The sequence below is a fragment of the Roseomonas haemaphysalidis genome (assembly GCF_017355405.1).
Classification (GTDB): domain Bacteria; phylum Pseudomonadota; class Alphaproteobacteria; order Acetobacterales; family Acetobacteraceae; genus Pseudoroseomonas; species Pseudoroseomonas haemaphysalidis.
On sequence record NZ_CP061178.1, the window covers coordinates 1 to 15,429 of the forward strand.

Consider the following 15,429-nt stretch of genomic DNA (forward strand, 5'->3'; position numbering starts at 1 on the left):
TTACCCACAGGGGCCACACCGCGAGGGGGCTGCCTGGGGAGTGGAGATGGTGGATCAGGTCGCGGCGTTCCGCAACGTCGCCGAAGTGCTGCGCGCCGCCCAGCAGGTGGCGATCGAGGTCGAGAACGCGCCGGAGCTGCGCAAGACGCTACGTGGCTTCACGCCCGCCGAATGTGCCCTGCTTCTGGGACTGACCTTGCCTGAGCTGAAGGCCCGCGCGGCGCAACGCCTGGCGGAGGCGCCAGCCGGCCCCCGCGGGCGCTTCAGCTTCGCGCAACTGGAACGCCTGCGCAGCCGCACCCTTCCGTCCGCAGACATGCCGCTGCGCCGCAAGCCGGGGCGCGAGGCGTTGGCGACGGTGGTGTTCACTAACTTCAAGGGTGGCTCGGCCAAGACCACCAGCAGCGTGCACTTCGCGCAGTACATGGCGCTGGCCGGCTACCGGGTGCTGCTGGTGGACCTCGACAGCCAGGGCAGCGCCACAGCGCAGTTCGGTTTCGATCCGTCCCGTGAAGCCGGGCCGGACGCCTGCTTCGCGGCCTGGACCACCGCGCGCGACGAAGGCCGGTCGGCGACATTCGATGCAGCAGTCTTGTGCCGGCGAACCTATTGGCCAACCATCGACATCGTGCCCGCCGGTGCCGCCCTCGCCGCCGCCGAGGAAAGCCTGACCCGCCGCGCCACTGCCGGCCAAGCCGAGGAACCCCTGTATTTCGAGGAATTCAGCGCCTTTCTGCGGCAGGTGCCGGATCGCTACGACGTGGTGGTGGTCGATACGCGGCCCGACGTGAACATGCTGATGACGGCGGCGCTGCACGCGGCCAGCGGCATCGTGGTGCCGACCCGCGCCAGCATGACCGACCTCGCCTCCACCGGCGAATACTTCGCCCATCTCGCGGGTTATGCCGCCGAGTTCGCGCAGGCCTTCGGCACGCCGTTGCCGCTCGCCTTCGCGCGCATCCTGATCACGGCCTTCGACCCCACGGACCGCAGCCAGGAGGCGCTGCTCGCCCTGGCGCGGGAGCGCTTCGGCGACATGGTGCTGGGGCGGCCGTTCCTGCATTCGCGCATCATCGGCACCGCGGGCCTCGGCAAGGAAACGCTCTACGAATACGAGCCATCGTCCGACCGCGCCGCCTTTCAACGGGCCCTGGCCAGCACCAACGCCGTGAACCGGCTGATCGAGCGCGAGGTGCTGCGGTTCTGGGGCCGCCGCCTGCCCGCCGCCGAGCCGCGCGCCAAGGATACCGCACGATGAGCAAGAGCCCTTCAGCCCGCTTTGGCCAACTGGCGCAGGCGCTACGCGAGCGCGGCGGCGATCCGGCCCCGGCGGCGGCCCCCGTGGCGGCGCAGCACCGCCCCGCCGCCGCGCTGGGCGCGGTGACGGAAGGCCTGCGCGAGCGCATCCAGCGGCTGGAACGCGACCTCGCCCAGGCCGGGGAGCGCGGCGACGGATTGGCCCAGCAGCTGGCCCAGGCCCGCAGCATCGCCGCGCGCGCGGGCGAGGACGCGGACGAATTCCTGTTCCTGTCGCCCGCCTTGATCGGCGACCAGTTGCCGCGCGACCGCATGCGCTCTGCCTTCGCGGGCGCGGAGTTCACCGCGCTGCTGGAGGATATCCGCGCCAACGGGCAGAACGACCCGGTGACGCTGCGCCGCGCCGGGGAAGGGCGCTTCGAGATCGCGGCCGGCCGCCGGCGCCTGGAAGCCTGCCGCGTGCTGGAACGCAGCGTGCTGGCGCGCGTGCGGCCGCTGGACGACGCGGCCATGCTGCGCATCCAGTTCTCCGAGAACGAGCGGCGCGAGGATATCTCGGCGTTGGAACGCGCCCGCTGGTTCGCGGAGGTGAAGGGGCGGCTGAACCTGCAGGCCAAGGAGGTCGCGGCGCAGTTCGGCCTCGATCCCTCGACGCTGAGCCTTTACCTGCGCCTGGCCCGCTTTCCGGCGGAGATCATGGAACGGCTGCGCGACCCGCGCCGGCTGGCCATGCTGCGGGCGCGCCGAGTGATGGAGGCGCTGGAAGCCGACCCGCTGGCGCTGCGGCGCATTACCGACGCGCTGGACGCGCAAAGCGACCCGGACCCGGACGACCAGGTGGACGCCATGATGCGGGCCGCCGAGGGGCGCGACCTGCGGCGCGGCGCGGCGCGCGCCGTGCCGGAGCGCCGCCACGTGGTGCATGACGGGCAGCGCATCGGCACGCTGACGCGCAACGGCGGCCAGTGGATGTTCCGCTTCGCCACCTCGATCCCCGAGGACATGGTGCACGCCCTGGTGGACCGGCTGCCAGAACTGCTGCCGCCCGCCAAGCGCAAGGGCGGCTAGGGCCGCCACTCCGCGTCCTGGTGGCCGCTGACCTCGCGGTCCAGGTAGACGGCGGCGCTGATCAGCGCGAGATGCGTGAAGGCCTGCGGGAAATTGCCGAGAAAGGTGCCGCGCTTGCTGAACTCCTCGGCGTACAGGCCGACGTGGTTGCCGTAGGCGATCAGCTTCTCGAACACGAAGCGGGCCTGCTCCGTGCGGCCGGCACGGGCCAGGCATTCGGCGTACCAGAACGAACAGGCGGCGAAAGAGCCTTCCTCGCCCGGCAGCCCGTCCTCGACGCGATAGCGGTAGATCATGCCGTCGTCACCCAGCGTGGCGGAGATGGCATCCAGCGTCGCCAGCCAGCGCGGGTCGGTCGCGCTGACGAAGCGCACCAGCGGCATCATCAGCATGGCGCCGTCCAGCACCCGCTCGCCCTTGCTGCGCACGAAGTGGCCGCGCTCGTCATCCCAGAAGTTCGCCCAGATGTCGTCGTGGATGGCGTTGCGCGTGGCGATCCAGCGCTCGAACGGCGCGGCGAGGGAACGTTTGCTGGCCAGGCGGATGGCGCGGTCCACCGCCACCCAGCACATGACCCGCGAATGCAGGTAGTGGCGCGGGTTGCCGCGCACCTCCCAGATGCCCGCGTCCTCGCTGTCCCAGGTTTCGCAGACATGGTCGACAATGTGGCGCACGCCGTTCCAGTCGTCGTGCGAGATGGCGTGGCCGTACTTGTTGCTGAGATACACGGAATCCAGCAGCTCGCCGTAGATGTCGAGCTGATCCTGCTCGAAGGCCTCGTTGCCGATGCGAACGGGGCGCGCGCCGCCGTAGCCGGACAGGTGGTCGAGGTTCTGTTCCTTCAGATCGGTGCTGCCGTCCAGCCCGTACATGATGCGCAGGCGCCCGCCGGTGTCGGCGTCCTGCACGCGGCCGTCGATCCAGCGGTTGAAGGCTTCCGCTTCCTTGCGGTAGCCGAGGCGCATCAGCGCGTAGACGGTGAAGGAGGCGTCGCGCACCCAAGTGGCGCGGTAGTCCCAGTTGCGCTCGCCGCCCGGGGCCTCAGGCAGGCCGAAGGTGGCCGCGGCCAGAACCGAGCCATGCTCGCGCGAGGTCAGCAGCTTCAGCACCAGGGCGGAGCGCATCACCGTTTCGCGCCAGCGGCCCTTGTAGGTGGAATGCCGCGCCCAAGCATGCCAGTAGCCGGCGGTGCGTTGCAGCAGCCCGTTCACGCCGGCGGTGTCGGGCGCCGTGCCCTCGCCGTTGTCCAGCACGATGTCGGCCTGCTGGCCCTCGTCCAGCGTGATCTCGCACAGCAGGGCGCCGTCCTCGGCACGCAGCCGGGCGGGCGCGGACAGGCGCAGCGTGGTGCCGTCCGTGCCTCGCAGCCAGCCGCGGCCGTTGCCGGGCTCGGCCTGCGGCGCGGCGCGGGCGTAGTCGAAGCGCGGCCGGCAATCCAGCCGGAAGGTGACGCGCCCGCGCGTGGCGCGGATGCGGCGGATGATGCGCGGGCCGCCGGCGCAGTCATCCGGCGTCGCCGGCATGAAGTCCATCAGCTCGGCGCTGCCACCCTCGCCCAGCCAGCGGGTCAGGACGATGTTGGTGTCGGGCAGGTACATCTGCACGGTGCGGGCATCCGCGATGTCCGGCGCCAGGGCGAAGTGGCCCCCCTTGGCCGGGTCGAGCAGCGCGGCGAAGATGCTCGGGCTGTCGAAACGCGGCCAGCACAGGAAGTCGATGGTGCCGTCGGTCGCCACCAGCGCCAGGCTGCGCATGTCGCCGATCGCGGCATGTGCCTCGATCGGCCGGGGGATCGCCTCGCCGGGGCGGTCAGCCATTGTCTTCGAAGCCGGGGTACAGGGTCATGCCGCCGTCCACGAACAGGGTGGCGCCGGTGATGTAGTCGGCCATGTCGCTGGCCAGGAACAGCGCGGCGCGCGCCACGTCCTCCGCCGCGCCGATCCGCTTGTAGGGGATCAGCTTGAGCAGCTGCTCCGCCGCCGCACCCTCGGTCGCCGCCTTGTTGATGTTGGTGCGGATGGCGCCGGGGGCGATGGAATTGACGCGGATGCGCTCGGGCGCCACCTCCTGCGCCAGGGTCTTCATCAGCATCATCACGCCGCCCTTGGATGCGGCGTAGTTGACGTGGCCGGCCCAGGGGATGACCTCGTGGACCGAGCTCATGTGCACGATCTTGCCCAGGGCGCGGGACGCGCCCCGCTCGCCCTGCCGGCGGAACTGGCGCACCGCCGCCTGGGCGCACAGGAACTGCCCGGTCAGGTTGGTGTCGATCACCTGCCGCCACTGGTCCAGCGTCATGTCGGCCACGGCGGCGTCCTTCTGGATGCCGGAATTGGCCACCACCACGTCCACGCCGCCAAAGGCCTCGATCGCCCGGCCGAACATGGCGTCCACCTCCGCCTGCTGCGACACGTCGGCCCCCACGGCGATGGCGCGGCCGCCCGCCGCCTCGATCTGCCGCACCACCTCGGCCGCCGCCTCGGCGCCGGAATGGTAGTTCACCACCACGCTGGCGCCGGCCTCCGCGAAAAGCAGGGCGATGCCGCGCCCGAGGCCCGAGCTGCCGCCCGTCACAACCGCCACCTGTCCGTCCAGCCTGCACTGCATGGGAAGCCTCCTTGATGCCCTGGCATAAGCCGCGAAGGGGCCCAGAGTTTGCGTGGATGCTCGGGGCAGGGAGGGGGCGACGCCCGGCGCCGTCTGCGCTAGGCTAATGCCAGACCGGAGGGAGGGTGCATTGCCCGAAACGCGCGCCGCCGATGCCCGCCCCATCATGCTGTTGACCGGCGCCAGCCGCGGCATCGGCCATGCCACCGTCAAGCGCTTCAAGGCGGAAGGCTGGCGCATCCTGACCGTGTCCCGGCAGCCCTTCGCGGAGGAATGCCTGTGGCCCGAGGCGCGGGACAGCCACCTGCAGGCGGATCTGGCCGACCCCGCCGCCATCGCGCCGCTGGTGGCCGAGGTGCGGCGGCGCCTGCCGGACGGCCGGCTGCACGCGCTGGTCAACAACGCCGGGATCTCGCCCAAGGTCGCCGGCGGCGGCCGCATGGGGCTGCTGCAAACCGAGGCGGCGACCTGGGAAACGGTGTTCAACGTCAACCTGTTTTCCACTGCCATGCTGGCGCGCGGGTTGTTCGACGCGCTGAAGGCGGGGCAGGGGACGATCGTCAACGTCACCTCCATCGTCGGCTCCCGCGTGCACCCCTTCGCCGGGGTCGCCTATGCCTGCTCCAAGGCGGCGCTGGCAGCGCTGACGCGGGAGATGGCGCATGAGTTCGGCGCCCACGGCATCCGGGTGAACGCGATCGCCCCCGGCGAGATCGACACCGCCATCCTGTCCCCCGGCACGGAGGACATCATCGAACGGCAGATCCCGCTGCGCCGGCTGGGCGACCCCGCCGAGGTGGCGGAAACCATCCTGTTCCTGTGTTCCTCCCGCTCCTCCTATATCAATGGCGCCGAGATCCACATCAATGGCGGTCAGCACGTCTGAGCCGGGCCTGCCGGCGGATTACGCGGGCTGGCTGGGCAGCCTGAAGGCCCGCATCCGCGCCGCGCGGCTGCGGGCGGCCATGGCGGTGAACGCGGAGCTGATCGCACTCTACTGGCGCATCGGGCGGGACATCCTGGAGCGGCAGGCGGCGCAGGGCTGGGGCACCAAGGTGGTGGAGCGGCTGGCCGCCGACCTGAAGCGCGAGTTTCCGGAACTGACGGGGTTTTCCCGCGCCAACCTCCTGTACATGCGCGCCTTCGCCGAGGCCTGGCCGGACGAGGCGGTCGTCCAACAGCTTGTTGGACGATTGCCCTGGGGCCAGAACATCGACCTGATCACCCGCGTGAAGGACCCGGAAACGCGGCAATGGTACGCCCGCGCGGCGCTGGAACAGGGCTGGAGCCGGGCCGTCCTGGCGCAGCAGATCGGCAGCGGGCTGGCCGGGCGGCAGGGGCAGGCGGTGACCAATTTCGACCGGACGCTGCCGCCGGCGCAATCCGACCTCGCCCGGCAGGTGCTGAAGGACCCCTACCAGTTCGGCTTCCTGGCCCTGCCGCCGGATGCGAACGAGCGGGTGCTGGAAGCCGCGCTGCTGGAGCGGGTGCGCGACTTCCTGCTGGAGATGGGCAAGGGCTTCGCCTTCTGCGGCAGCCAGCACCGGCTTGAGGTGGGGGGCCAGGAATACTTCGTGGACCTGCTGTTCTTTCACCGCCGGCTGCGCTGCCTGGTGGCGGTGGACCTGAAGATCGGCGCGTTCCGCCCGGAATACGCCGGCAAGATGAACTTCTACCTCGCGGCGCTGGACGAGACCGAGCGCGAGCCGGGCGACGCGCCGAGCATCGGGCTGATCCTGTGCCGGGAACACAACCGGCTGGTGGTGGAATACGCGCTGCGCGGCATCGGCAGCCCGATCGGCGTCGCGGAATACCGCACGGTGGGCGCGGCGCTGCCGGACGCGCTGGCCGAGGCGCTGCCGACCGCGGTGGAGATCGCTGCCAGCATCGGCGATGGCTGAACCGCCGGCCGCGCGCGGCGCGGCGGGTGGACAACAACGAAACAGGAGGAACGCCACCCCATGCGCGAATACAACATCGCCGCCATTCCCGCCGACGGCATCGGGCCCGAGGTGATCGCCGCCGGGTTGCAGGCGCTGTCCGTGCTGGAGCGGCGGATGGGCACGTTCCGGCTTCGCGTCCAAGAGTTCCCCTGGGGGTCGGACTACTACAAGCAGCACGGCGTGATGATGCCGGCCGACGGGCTGGACACGCTGAAGGCGTTTGACGCGATCTATTTCGGCGCCGTCGGCGCGCCGGACGTGCCGGACCACGTGACGCTCTGGGGCCTGCGGCTGCCGATCTGCCAGGGCTTCGACCAGTATGCCAACGTCCGCCCCACCAAGATCCTGCCCGGCGTCACCTCGCCGCTGGCCGGCGTCGGGCCGGGGGACCTGGACTGGGTGATCGTGCGGGAAAACTCCGAGGGCGAGTATGCCGGCCACGGTGGCCGCGCCCACAAGGGACTGCCGGAGGAAGTGGCGACCGAGGTCGCGATCTTCACCCGCGTCGGCGTCACGCGCATCATGCGCTACGCCTTTCGCCTGGCCCAGGCGCGGCCGCGCAAGTTCCTCACCGTCGTCACCAAGTCCAACGCCCAGCGCTTCGGCATGGTGATGTGGGACGAGATCGCGGCCGAGGTGGCCAAGGAATTCCCCGACGTCACCTGGGACAAGATGCTGGTGGACGCGATGACCATGCGCATGGTGCTGAAGCCGCAGAGCCTCGACACCATCGTCGCCACGAACCTGCACGCCGACATCCTGTCCGACCTCGCCGCCGCGCTGGCCGGCAGCCTGGGCGTGGCGCCCACCGGCAACGTGGACCCGGAGCGTCGCTACCCCTCGATGTTCGAGCCGATCCACGGCTCGGCCTTCGACATCGCGGGCAAGGGCATCGCCAACCCCGTCGCCACCTTCTGGACCGCAGCGCAGATGCTGGAGCACCTGGGCGAGCCGGACGCGGCAACGCGGCTGATGGCGGCGGTGGAACGCGTGACGGCCGCCGGCGTGCTGACGCCCGACCTCGGCGGCCGCGCCACCACGCGCGAGGTGACGGAGGCCGTCTGCGACGCCATCCACAGCGCCAACGTCTGAGCTTGGCGACGGCGGATCAACCGCCGCGCCCACAGGAGGATACGCCCATGACGACACGTCGCACCCTGCTCCGGCAGCTGGGGCTGGCCGCCGGCGCGGCGCTGCTGGCGGTGCCCGCCCTGGCCCAGGACTTCCCCAGCCGCGCCATCACCATCACCGTGCCCTTCGCAGCCGGCGGCCCCACCGACGTCATCAGCCGCCTGATGGCCGACGGCATGGGCCGCGACCTCGGCGTTCCCGTGGTGGTGGAAAACGTCACCGGCGCGGGTGGCACCATCGCGGCACAGCGCGTGGCGCAGGCCCGGCCGGATGGCACCACGCTGCTGATGCACCACATCGGCCATGCCACCACCGCCACGCTGTACCGCAAGCTGCCCTATGACGTGGAAGGCAGCTTCGCGCCGCTCGGCCTGGTGTCCGATGCCGCGATGACCGTGGTGGCGCGGCCGGACTTCCCGGCCACGGACCTGGCCGGCGTCATGGCCGCCATCCGCCAGCAGGGCGACAGGCTGACCCTGGCGCATTCCGGGCTGGGCGGTGCCAACCAGCTGTGCGGCATGCTGCTGCAGCGCGCGGCGGGCACAGCGCTGACCACCGTGGTGTTCCGCGGCAGCGCGCCCGCCATCACCGACATGATGGCGGGCCGCATCGACATCTTCTGCGACCAGGCCACCAACACCGCGCCCTTCATCCGCGACGGCCGCGTCAGGGCTTATGCCGAAACGCTGCCGGCCCGCGTGCCCGGCCTGGATCTGCCGACCACGGCGGAGGCCGGCGTGCCGGCCCTGGCGATGAGCACCTGGCACGGCCTTTACGCCCCCGCCGGCACGCCGCCGGAGGTGCAGGAGCGGCTGTCCGCCGCCATCCGCGCCGCGTTGAAGGAGGAACGGCTGCTGGCGCGCTTCGGCGAGCTCGTCACGCAGCCCGCCAGCGCCGAGCGCGCGACGCCCGCCTATCACCGCCGCTTTCTGGCGGAGGAGGTGGCGCGCTGGCGGCCGATCATCACCGATGCGGGGCAATATGCGGATTGAAGGGCCGGGGGAGCGAACCGCCCCCGAGCCCCCTTTTGAACTGTTTGCCCGGGGTGGCCGTGGCATCGGTCTTTGAACAGGACAGCCGGCTTCCGGCTCCGCCAGAAAGGGTGGGGGGAATTCCTTCCCCCCAGACCTTCTACTCCTTGCGGCGGCGCTTGGAAGCAACCGGCTCCTGGAACAGGTCCCCTTCGGGGGCAGGGGCCGGCTTCGCCGCCGGAAGCTTGGCCGGCTTCTGGCTGGCAGGGGCCTTGGGCGGCTTCGGCGCGACCGGCGGCTCCGCCGGCGCGGCGGGGTCGGGGCGGCCCTTGGCGCGGGACTTCGCGGGGGCGGCGGCGGGCTTGGCGGCCGGCGCCGCGGGCTTGCCGCGCGGGGCCGCGCTGCCGGCGGCGGCGTCGAGCGCGATGGAGATGTCCTCGATCAGGTCCTCCACGTCCTCCAGCCCGACCGACAGCCGCACCGAACCCTCCGAGATGCCGAGCTTCGCCCGCTCCTCCGGTGCCACGCGCATGTGGGTGGTGGTGGCGGGGTGGGTAACCAGGCTCTTGCTGTCGCCAAGGTTGTTGGAGATGTCGATCACGCGCAGCGCGTCCAGGAACCGGAACGTCGCGTCCTTGCCGCCCTTGATGTCGAAGGTCACCAGCGTGCCGCCGGCGGACATCTGCTGCTTGGCCAGGGCGTATTGCGGGTGGCTGGCGAGATAGGGGTAATGCACGCGCTCCACCTCCGCGCGCTCTTCCAGCATCTGCGCGATGGCGGCGGCGCTGCGGCACATGGCGGGCACGCGCAGGTGCAGCGTTTCCAGCCCCTTCAGGATCACCCAGGCATTGAAGGCCGAGATCGCCGGGCCGGTGTTGCGGGTGAAGGGCTGCAAAACCTCCTCGATCCACTTCTTGCTGCCGAGCACGGCGCCGCCCAGCACGCGGCCCTGGCCGTCGAAGTGCTTGGTCGCGGAATACACCACCACGTCGGCGCCGAACTTCATGGGCCGCTGCAGCAGCGGCGTCGCGAAGACGTTGTCCACCACCACGATGGCGCCGGCCTCGTGCGCCAGCTCGCACACGGCGGCCAGGTCCACCAGCTCCAGCATCGGGTTGGACGGGGTTTCCAGCAGCACGAGGTTGCAGGGGCGGCGGAAGGCGGCCTTCCACTGTTCCAGGTCGCCGCCGTCGACGAACTCGGTCTCGATGCCATAGCGCGGCAGCAGGGTGGAGACGATCCAGTGGCAGGAGCCGAACAGGGCGCGGCTGGCCACCACGCGGTCGCCGGTCTTAAGGTGCGCCAGCATGGCCGAGCTGACGGCGGCCATGCCGGTGGCCGTGGCGCGGCAGGCCTCGGCGCCTTCCAGCGCGGCCAGGCGGGCTTCCAGCATGGCGATGGTGGGGTTGCCGAAGCGGGAATACTGCCAGTGCTCCACCTCGCCGGTGAAGGTCTGCTCGGCCTGCTGCGCGCTGTCGTAGACGAAGCCGGAGGTGAGGTAGAGCGCCTCGGAGGTTTCATCGAGGTTGCTGCGCATCAGCCCGCCGCGGACCAGCTGGGTCGCGGGACGAAGCGTACGGTCGGAGGGGGGCTTGGCCATGGGGCGGGCAACTCTCGGGGCTGTCGGACCCGGCCCGGTCGTGCGGGACCGCGCGCGCGCCGCCCCCGCAACAGCCGTTTAGCGCGGTTATTTAGGCTCGCCGCAAGCTGGCCGGACAAATCGCGAGCAGCCCTCGCAAGAGGACCGGGCTGACCTTACGCCCGGCTTGCGAGGGGCACAAGGCCGGGGTAAGAGTGTTCCGGCGCGGGCGTAGTTCAGAGGTAGAACGTCAGCTTCCCAAGCTGAATGTCGTGGGTTCAATTCCCATCGCCCGCTCCAAGATCCGCCCGGCCAGGGCACCCGCCGCCGTTCGGTGGCCTTTCTCCCCCAGATCACGTTCGACCAGTTGGCCGCCCCCGGCGGGACGGCTTGTGCACGGCGCCCTCGCCGCGCTGCGCGGGGGAGGGGGCAGCCGCCACGGGTTCGGCGGCGCCGCCGAACCGTGCCAGGGCACCGCTGCCCAGCACATGCCGCACGCAGTTGCCCAGATGGGCCGCCAGCGCTTGCCGCGCGGCCGCGCTGTCGCGGCTCAGCGCGCTGTCCAGCAACTGGCGGTGCTCGTCGGCCGCCGGCTGGCCACGGAACACCACGGCGACCATCTGGTAGCGCAGGAAACGATCGTAGATGGCCGCGTGGGCCTGCAACAGCAGCCGCGAGCCGCAGGCGGCGATCAGCGCGCGGTGGAACTCCCAGTCGTAGCGCTTCCAGCTTTCCACATCGACCGCCTCGTTCGCCAGCAGGCGGCGTTCCAGGGCGGCCAGCTTGTGGTGCGCGGCCACCACGCCGCCTTCCCAGTCCAGCCCGCCGGCGGCGAAGGACTGTTCCATCGCATGCGCCTCCAGCAGCAGCCGCAGCGCCGTGACCTCCTGGAAGTCGGCGTCGGACACGGGCGCGACCTCGAAGCCCTTTTGCCCCTCGGCCAGGATCAGCCCTTCCGAGGCGAGACGGCTGAGCAGCTCGCGCAGCGTGCTGACGCCGGCGCCATAGGTTTCCCGCATGCGGTCCAGGCCGAGCTTCTGCCCCGGCGCCAGGCGGCCGAACACGATGTCGGCGCGGATGCGCTGGTAGGCCGCCTCGCCGATGGTCACGCCTTCCTTGTCCACCGCACCGCTCCTGGCCACGCCTGCTCGCCGTTTCTCGCCGGCAGCATGACGCATGCCGGCCACCACGTAAAACATCCGAGTTTGTGCGGATCATCAGATGATTATTGATTTCTTGGTCGAATTGATTACCATCCGACCGATGGCCGAAGGCATCGGCCGGGGGAGGCAGCAGAACATGTCCAACAGCACGGCACGCCGCCGGGGTTTCGGGGAGGCGTGGCATTGAGCGGGCCGATCCATGTGCTGAACGGTCCCAACCTGAACCGCCTGGGCAAGCGCGAGCCGGACATCTACGGCCACACCACCCTGGCGGAGATCGAGGTGATGTGCCGCGAAGCCGCGGGCGACACCGCCATGGTGTTCCGTCAAACCAACTGGGAAGGCCAGCTGGTGGACTGGATCCACGAGGCGACGGATGGCGACGCCGCCGGCATCGTCATCAACCCGGCAGGGCTGACCTTCAACTCCATCCCGGTGCTGGATGCGCTGAAGATGTTCGACCGGCCGATCATCGAGCTGCACATCACCAACATCCACCGGCGGGACGCGCTGTACCACCGTTCGCTGGTGTCCACCGTCGCCACGGCGGTGATCGCGGGGCTGGGCGCCCGCGGCTACGCCACGGCCATGCGCGCGATGCGCGAGCTGACCGGCTGATCCCGACCGCCACCATCCAGAACAACAAAAACCAGAACCAGGGAGAACACCGATGCAGGATGACCCCACCGGCGCCCCGCCGCTGCGCCGCCGCGCGCTTCTGGCGGGGCTCGGCGCCCTGCCGCTGGCCGGTACCGCCGCCGCCCGCGCGCAGGCGCCGGCTTATCCGGCCCGGGCCGTGACCATCATCGTGCCCTTCGCGCCGGGGGGCTCCACCGACTTCGTGGCGCGGCTGCTGGCGCAGCATCTGTCCGCGCGGCTGTCCGGCAACTTCGTGGTGGAGAACCGCGCCGGCGGCAGCGGCACGCTGGGCCATGGCGCCGTGGCCCGCGCGCGGCCGGATGGCTATACGCTGGGGGTGTCGCCCACCGGCACCTTCGCGCTGGCGCCCTTTCTGTTCGAGAAGCTGCCCTACGACAGCGACAAGGGCTTCGCCCCGATCAGCCTGCTGGCCGGCAACGCGATGTTCGTGTGCGTGCACGCCTCGAGCGACATCAAAAGCTACGCGGAGCTGATCGCCGCCGCCAAGGCGCAGCCGGGCAAGCTGACCTATGCCTCGGCCGGGGCCGGCACCATCGCGCATCTGGCGCCGGAGCTGATGCTCGACATGTCGGGCACGCAGATGCTGCACGTCGCCTATCGCTCGGGCGGTTTGCAGGTGCAGGCGGTGCTGGGGCGCGAAGCCAATCTCGGCTTCATCGACACCGTCACGGCCATTCCCTTTATCCAGTCCGGCGACCTGCGGGCCCTGGCCGTCACCAGCGCGGCGCGCAGCCCGCAGATGCCGCAGGTGCCGACGCTGGCCGAATGCGGGCTGGCGGGCTATCGCGCCACCAACGACTTCGGCTTCTTCGCCCCGGCCGGCACGCCGCCCGGCATCGTGCGCCAGCTGTCCGACGCGGCGCGCGACGTGCTGGCGATGCCCGACGTGAAGGCGCGGCTGGATGCCGCGGCGATCGACATCTACGCAGGCAGCGCCGAGGCTTTCCCCGCCTATCAGGCCGATGAGGCGCGGCGCTGGGGCGACCTGATCCGCCGCCGCGACATCAAGATGGAATAGGTCCGCCGCATGACCGCGCCCGCGATGCTGGCCATCTGGAGCGACGTGACGCCGGAACAGGAAACCGACTACCTGCACTGGCTGACGCGCGAACACACGGCCGAGCGCCTCGGCATCCCCGGCTTCCAGGCGGTGCGGGTGTTTCGCGCCGCGCTGCCCGGGGTGTGCCGCTTTCTGATCGTCTACGAGCTGGCATCGCCCGGGGTGTTGACCAGCGCCGCCTATCTGGCGCGGCTGAACGCGCCGACGCCCTGGTCGCGGCGCGTCATGCCGCTGCTGCGCAACTTCGCCCGCGGCGGCGGCCGGGTGCGCGACGTTCGCGGCACCGGCGGCGGTGCCTGGGTCATGCCGCTGCGCCTGGACCGGATGCCCGCTGCCGCGCCGGCGCTGCTGGACGCGCTGGCGGCGGAGGACCGCATCTGCGCCGTGCGGCTGCTGGAGGTCGACCAGCAGGGTTCCGGCGTGCCCACGGGTGAAAAGGCCCTGCGCGGCGGGGATGCGGCCTTTGCCGGCCTGCTGCTGGTCGAGGCCACGGGGGCCGATGCGTTGCGCGGCGCCCTGGCGCGCCACCAGCCCGCCATCGCCGCGCTGGATGGCGGGGCGGCGGAGCCGGCGTTGTATGCGGCGGTGTTCTCGCTGCGGCAGGCGGTGCCATAGGCCCCGCCGCCAACAGGAGGTCAGGCCGGCTCGACGCCGCACCAGTCGGCGATGAACGCGGCGATGGTCTTGGTGGTGTCACGGATGGATTGCAGCTCCACGCGCTCGTTGAAGCCGTGCACCTGCTCCGCCAGGGGACCGTAGCAGAAGGCGGGAATGCCGAAGCAGCGATCGTAAAAGCGCGCGTCGTTGAGCCCGGTGCCGTAGCGGTCTTCCAGGCTGCCGCCCCCGAAGGCCGAATGCGCCCCGGCCAGCAGGGCGCGCGCCTGTTCGCCGCCCTGCATCACGTAGCCATGCGACAGAAAGCCGGACCATGCCACGCGCGGCGGGTTGGCGGCCAGGTTGGGATCGGCCGCGGCCGCGCCGGCGACCGTGGCCTCGATCTCCTTTTGGCAGGCCGCCACGTCCCAGCCCGGCAGCACGGCGATGCGGCAGTCCACGTCGCACCATGCCGGCACGGAGGATGCCCAGTCGCCGCCCTGGATGATGCCCGGGCTGAAGTTCACCGGGTTGGCCATGCCGCCGTAATACGGGTCGGACGCCGCGCGGCGGTTCCACGCGGCTTCCATCTCCTCCAGCGCCCGGATCACGGTGTAGGCGGCCTTGATGGCGTTGAAGCCCTCGCTGGCCCTGGCCACGTGCGCCGGCTCGCCGCGCACCCGCAGGCGGAACCACAGCACGCCCACGCAGACATTGGTGAAGCGGCGCCCCGTGGGTTCGGGCAGCAGCGCCGCGTCGGCCCGGTAGCCGCGCTGCAAGGTGGACAGCGCGCCGACGCCGGTGCTTTCCTCCTCGATCACCGACTGGAAATGCAGCCGCCCGCGCAGCGCCAAGCCGGCGGCGCGCAACGCATCCACCGCATACAGCGCCGCGATGGTGCCGGCCTTCATGTCGCCCGCGCCGCGCCCATGGATCCAGCCGTCCCGCACCTCGGGCTGGAAGGGCGGGGTGCGCCACATGTCCAGCGGCCCAGCCGGCACCACATCGCAATGCCCCTGCAGGATCAGCGAACGTCCACTGTCCTGCCGGGGCCGCAGCGTGCCGACCACGCTGCGCGCGCGGGAAAAATCATGCTCGATGACGCCGAGGTCCGGCATGCCGTCCAGGTCGGCCATGCGCACCGCCCAGTCGTCCACCTCGTAGCCGCGGGCGCGGAGCAGGTCGGCCATCATGTCCTGCGCCGGGCCTTCGGCGCCGCGCGTGCTGGGGATGGCGGAAAAGCGCAGCGTGGTCTGGACCTGATCGTCGAACACCGCATCCACCGCCGCCGCGATGCGCGCCCGTTCGGACGCGGAGGCCTGGCCTGAACCGTCGGAAGACATTGTCCGCACCTAACCCTGTTTTCGGTGTGTGTGTATCGCTCAACGATACGGAT

The 15,429-nt window shown here is 71.0% G+C and carries 13 protein-coding genes, 1 tRNA gene, 1 pseudogene and 1 riboswitch; of the genes and pseudogenes, 10 read left to right on the top strand and 5 right to left on the bottom strand.

The genetic code is table 11. The features are described 5' to 3' along the window. Positions 1 to 1,258 (top strand): AAA family ATPase (locus tag IAI59_RS17670; protein ID WP_237181230.1); only part of this gene is annotated, 1,258 nt, incomplete at its 5' end. Next, the gene (locus IAI59_RS17675; protein WP_237180484.1) at positions 1,255 to 2,325 is read left to right on the top strand and encodes a ParB/RepB/Spo0J family partition protein; all 1,071 of its coding nucleotides are present in this window, start codon (positions 1,255 to 1,257) and stop codon (positions 2,323 to 2,325) included. The genes IAI59_RS17670 and IAI59_RS17675, both read left to right, overlap by 4 nt. Here IAI59_RS17675 and IAI59_RS17680 read toward each other — a convergent pair. Together IAI59_RS17680 and IAI59_RS17685 are read right to left on the bottom strand one after the other, a co-directional pair. Beyond that, positions 2,322 to 4,142 carry a glycoside hydrolase family 15 protein gene (locus IAI59_RS17680; RefSeq protein ID WP_207415698.1) on the bottom strand — a complete coding sequence of 607 codons (1,821 nt, stop codon included), beginning with the start codon at positions 4,140 to 4,142 and terminating at the stop codon, positions 2,322 to 2,324. The genes IAI59_RS17675 and IAI59_RS17680 overlap by 4 nt on opposite strands. Next, positions 4,135 to 4,932 carry an SDR family oxidoreductase gene (locus tag IAI59_RS17685; RefSeq protein ID WP_207415699.1) on the bottom strand — a complete coding sequence of 266 codons (798 nt, stop codon included), beginning with the start codon at positions 4,930 to 4,932 and terminating at the stop codon, positions 4,135 to 4,137. The genes IAI59_RS17680 and IAI59_RS17685 overlap by 8 nt, the downstream gene beginning before the upstream one ends. 106 nt (positions 4,933 to 5,038) lie before the next feature. Here IAI59_RS17685 and IAI59_RS17690 point away from each other — a divergent pair, with 106 nt between their 5' ends. The 4 genes from IAI59_RS17690 to IAI59_RS17705 are packed head-to-tail and all read left to right on the top strand — an operon-like array spanning position 5,039 to position 8,998. Next, positions 5,039 to 5,818: an SDR family NAD(P)-dependent oxidoreductase gene (locus tag IAI59_RS17690; RefSeq protein ID WP_207415700.1), complete on the top strand. Its 780-nt coding sequence runs from the start codon at positions 5,039 to 5,041 to the stop codon at positions 5,816 to 5,818. Further along, positions 5,799 to 6,833: a PDDEXK nuclease domain-containing protein gene (locus tag IAI59_RS17695; protein WP_207415701.1), complete on the top strand. Its 1,035-nt coding sequence runs from the start codon at positions 5,799 to 5,801 to the stop codon at positions 6,831 to 6,833. The genes IAI59_RS17690 and IAI59_RS17695 overlap by 20 nt, the downstream gene beginning before the upstream one ends. Before the next feature lie 60 nt (positions 6,834 to 6,893). Beyond that, a complete protein-coding gene (locus tag IAI59_RS17700; RefSeq protein ID WP_207415702.1) occupies positions 6,894 to 7,967 on the top strand; it encodes a tartrate dehydrogenase in 1,074 nt (357 codons plus the stop codon). 47 nt (positions 7,968 to 8,014) lie between these two features. Continuing rightward, positions 8,015 to 8,998, top strand: a complete 984-nt coding sequence (locus IAI59_RS17705; RefSeq protein WP_207415703.1) for a tripartite tricarboxylate transporter substrate-binding protein — start codon at positions 8,015 to 8,017, stop codon at positions 8,996 to 8,998. A gap of 391 nt (positions 8,999 to 9,389) precedes the next feature. On the opposite strand, the pseudogene metZ reads toward IAI59_RS17705, so the two are convergent. Further along, positions 9,390 to 10,577, bottom strand: a pseudogene (gene metZ / locus IAI59_RS17710) (O-succinylhomoserine sulfhydrylase); the annotation flags it as partial. Positions 10,578 to 10,635: 58 nt separating this feature from the next. Next, positions 10,636 to 10,714, bottom strand: a riboswitch (SAM riboswitch). 67 nt (positions 10,715 to 10,781) lie between these two features. Here metZ and IAI59_RS17715 point away from each other — a divergent pair. After that, positions 10,782 to 10,856, top strand: a tRNA-Gly gene (locus tag IAI59_RS17715). Positions 10,857 to 10,909: 53 nt separating this feature from the next. Here the strand turns inward: IAI59_RS17715 and IAI59_RS17720 are convergent. After that, positions 10,910 to 11,680 carry a GntR family transcriptional regulator gene (locus IAI59_RS17720; protein ID WP_237181231.1) on the bottom strand — a complete coding sequence of 257 codons (771 nt, stop codon included), beginning with the start codon at positions 11,678 to 11,680 and terminating at the stop codon, positions 10,910 to 10,912. 222 nt (positions 11,681 to 11,902) lie between these two features. Here IAI59_RS17720 and IAI59_RS17725 point away from each other — a divergent pair, with 222 nt between their 5' ends. From IAI59_RS17725 to IAI59_RS17735, 3 genes are read left to right on the top strand one after another with little or no spacing between them, the layout of a single operon-like run. Continuing rightward, positions 11,903 to 12,337 carry a type II 3-dehydroquinate dehydratase gene (locus IAI59_RS17725; RefSeq protein WP_207415706.1) on the top strand — a complete coding sequence of 145 codons (435 nt, stop codon included), beginning with the start codon at positions 11,903 to 11,905 and terminating at the stop codon, positions 12,335 to 12,337. Positions 12,338 to 12,389: 52 nt separating this feature from the next. Further along, positions 12,390 to 13,397: a Bug family tripartite tricarboxylate transporter substrate binding protein gene (locus tag IAI59_RS17730; protein ID WP_207415707.1), complete on the top strand. Its 1,008-nt coding sequence runs from the start codon at positions 12,390 to 12,392 to the stop codon at positions 13,395 to 13,397. A gap of 9 nt (positions 13,398 to 13,406) precedes the next feature. Beyond that, positions 13,407 to 14,054 carry a DUF4286 family protein gene (locus IAI59_RS17735; RefSeq protein WP_207415708.1) on the top strand — a complete coding sequence of 216 codons (648 nt, stop codon included), beginning with the start codon at positions 13,407 to 13,409 and terminating at the stop codon, positions 14,052 to 14,054. 20 nt (positions 14,055 to 14,074) lie between these two features. On the opposite strand, the gene IAI59_RS17740 is transcribed toward IAI59_RS17735, so the two are convergent. Next, complete coding sequence (locus IAI59_RS17740) at positions 14,075 to 15,376, bottom strand: ArgE/DapE family deacylase (protein WP_207415709.1); 1,302 nt, start codon at positions 15,374 to 15,376, stop codon at positions 14,075 to 14,077. Between the last annotated feature and the right edge of the window lie 53 nt (positions 15,377 to 15,429).

Excerpts from the sequence above, each read along its gene's own strand:
- IAI59_RS17675 (WP_237180484.1), top strand. The coding sequence starts at position 1,255 with ATGAGCAAGAGCCCTTCAGCCCGCTTTGGCCAACTGGCGCAGGCGCTA.
- IAI59_RS17680 (WP_207415698.1), bottom strand. The coding sequence starts at position 4,142 with ATGGCTGACCGCCCCGGCGAGGCGATCCCCCGGCCGATCGAGGCACAT.
- IAI59_RS17685 (WP_207415699.1), bottom strand. The coding sequence starts at position 4,932 with ATGCAGTGCAGGCTGGACGGACAGGTGGCGGTTGTGACGGGCGGCAGC.
- IAI59_RS17690 (WP_207415700.1), top strand. The coding sequence starts at position 5,039 with ATGCCAGACCGGAGGGAGGGTGCATTGCCCGAAACGCGCGCCGCCGAT.
- IAI59_RS17695 (WP_207415701.1), top strand. The coding sequence starts at position 5,799 with ATGGCGGTCAGCACGTCTGAGCCGGGCCTGCCGGCGGATTACGCGGGC.
- IAI59_RS17700 (WP_207415702.1), top strand. The coding sequence starts at position 6,894 with ATGCGCGAATACAACATCGCCGCCATTCCCGCCGACGGCATCGGGCCC.
- IAI59_RS17705 (WP_207415703.1), top strand. The coding sequence starts at position 8,015 with ATGACGACACGTCGCACCCTGCTCCGGCAGCTGGGGCTGGCCGCCGGC.
- IAI59_RS17730 (WP_207415707.1), top strand. The coding sequence starts at position 12,390 with ATGCAGGATGACCCCACCGGCGCCCCGCCGCTGCGCCGCCGCGCGCTT.
- IAI59_RS17735 (WP_207415708.1), top strand. The coding sequence starts at position 13,407 with ATGACCGCGCCCGCGATGCTGGCCATCTGGAGCGACGTGACGCCGGAA.
- IAI59_RS17740 (WP_207415709.1), bottom strand. The coding sequence starts at position 15,376 with ATGTCTTCCGACGGTTCAGGCCAGGCCTCCGCGTCCGAACGGGCGCGC.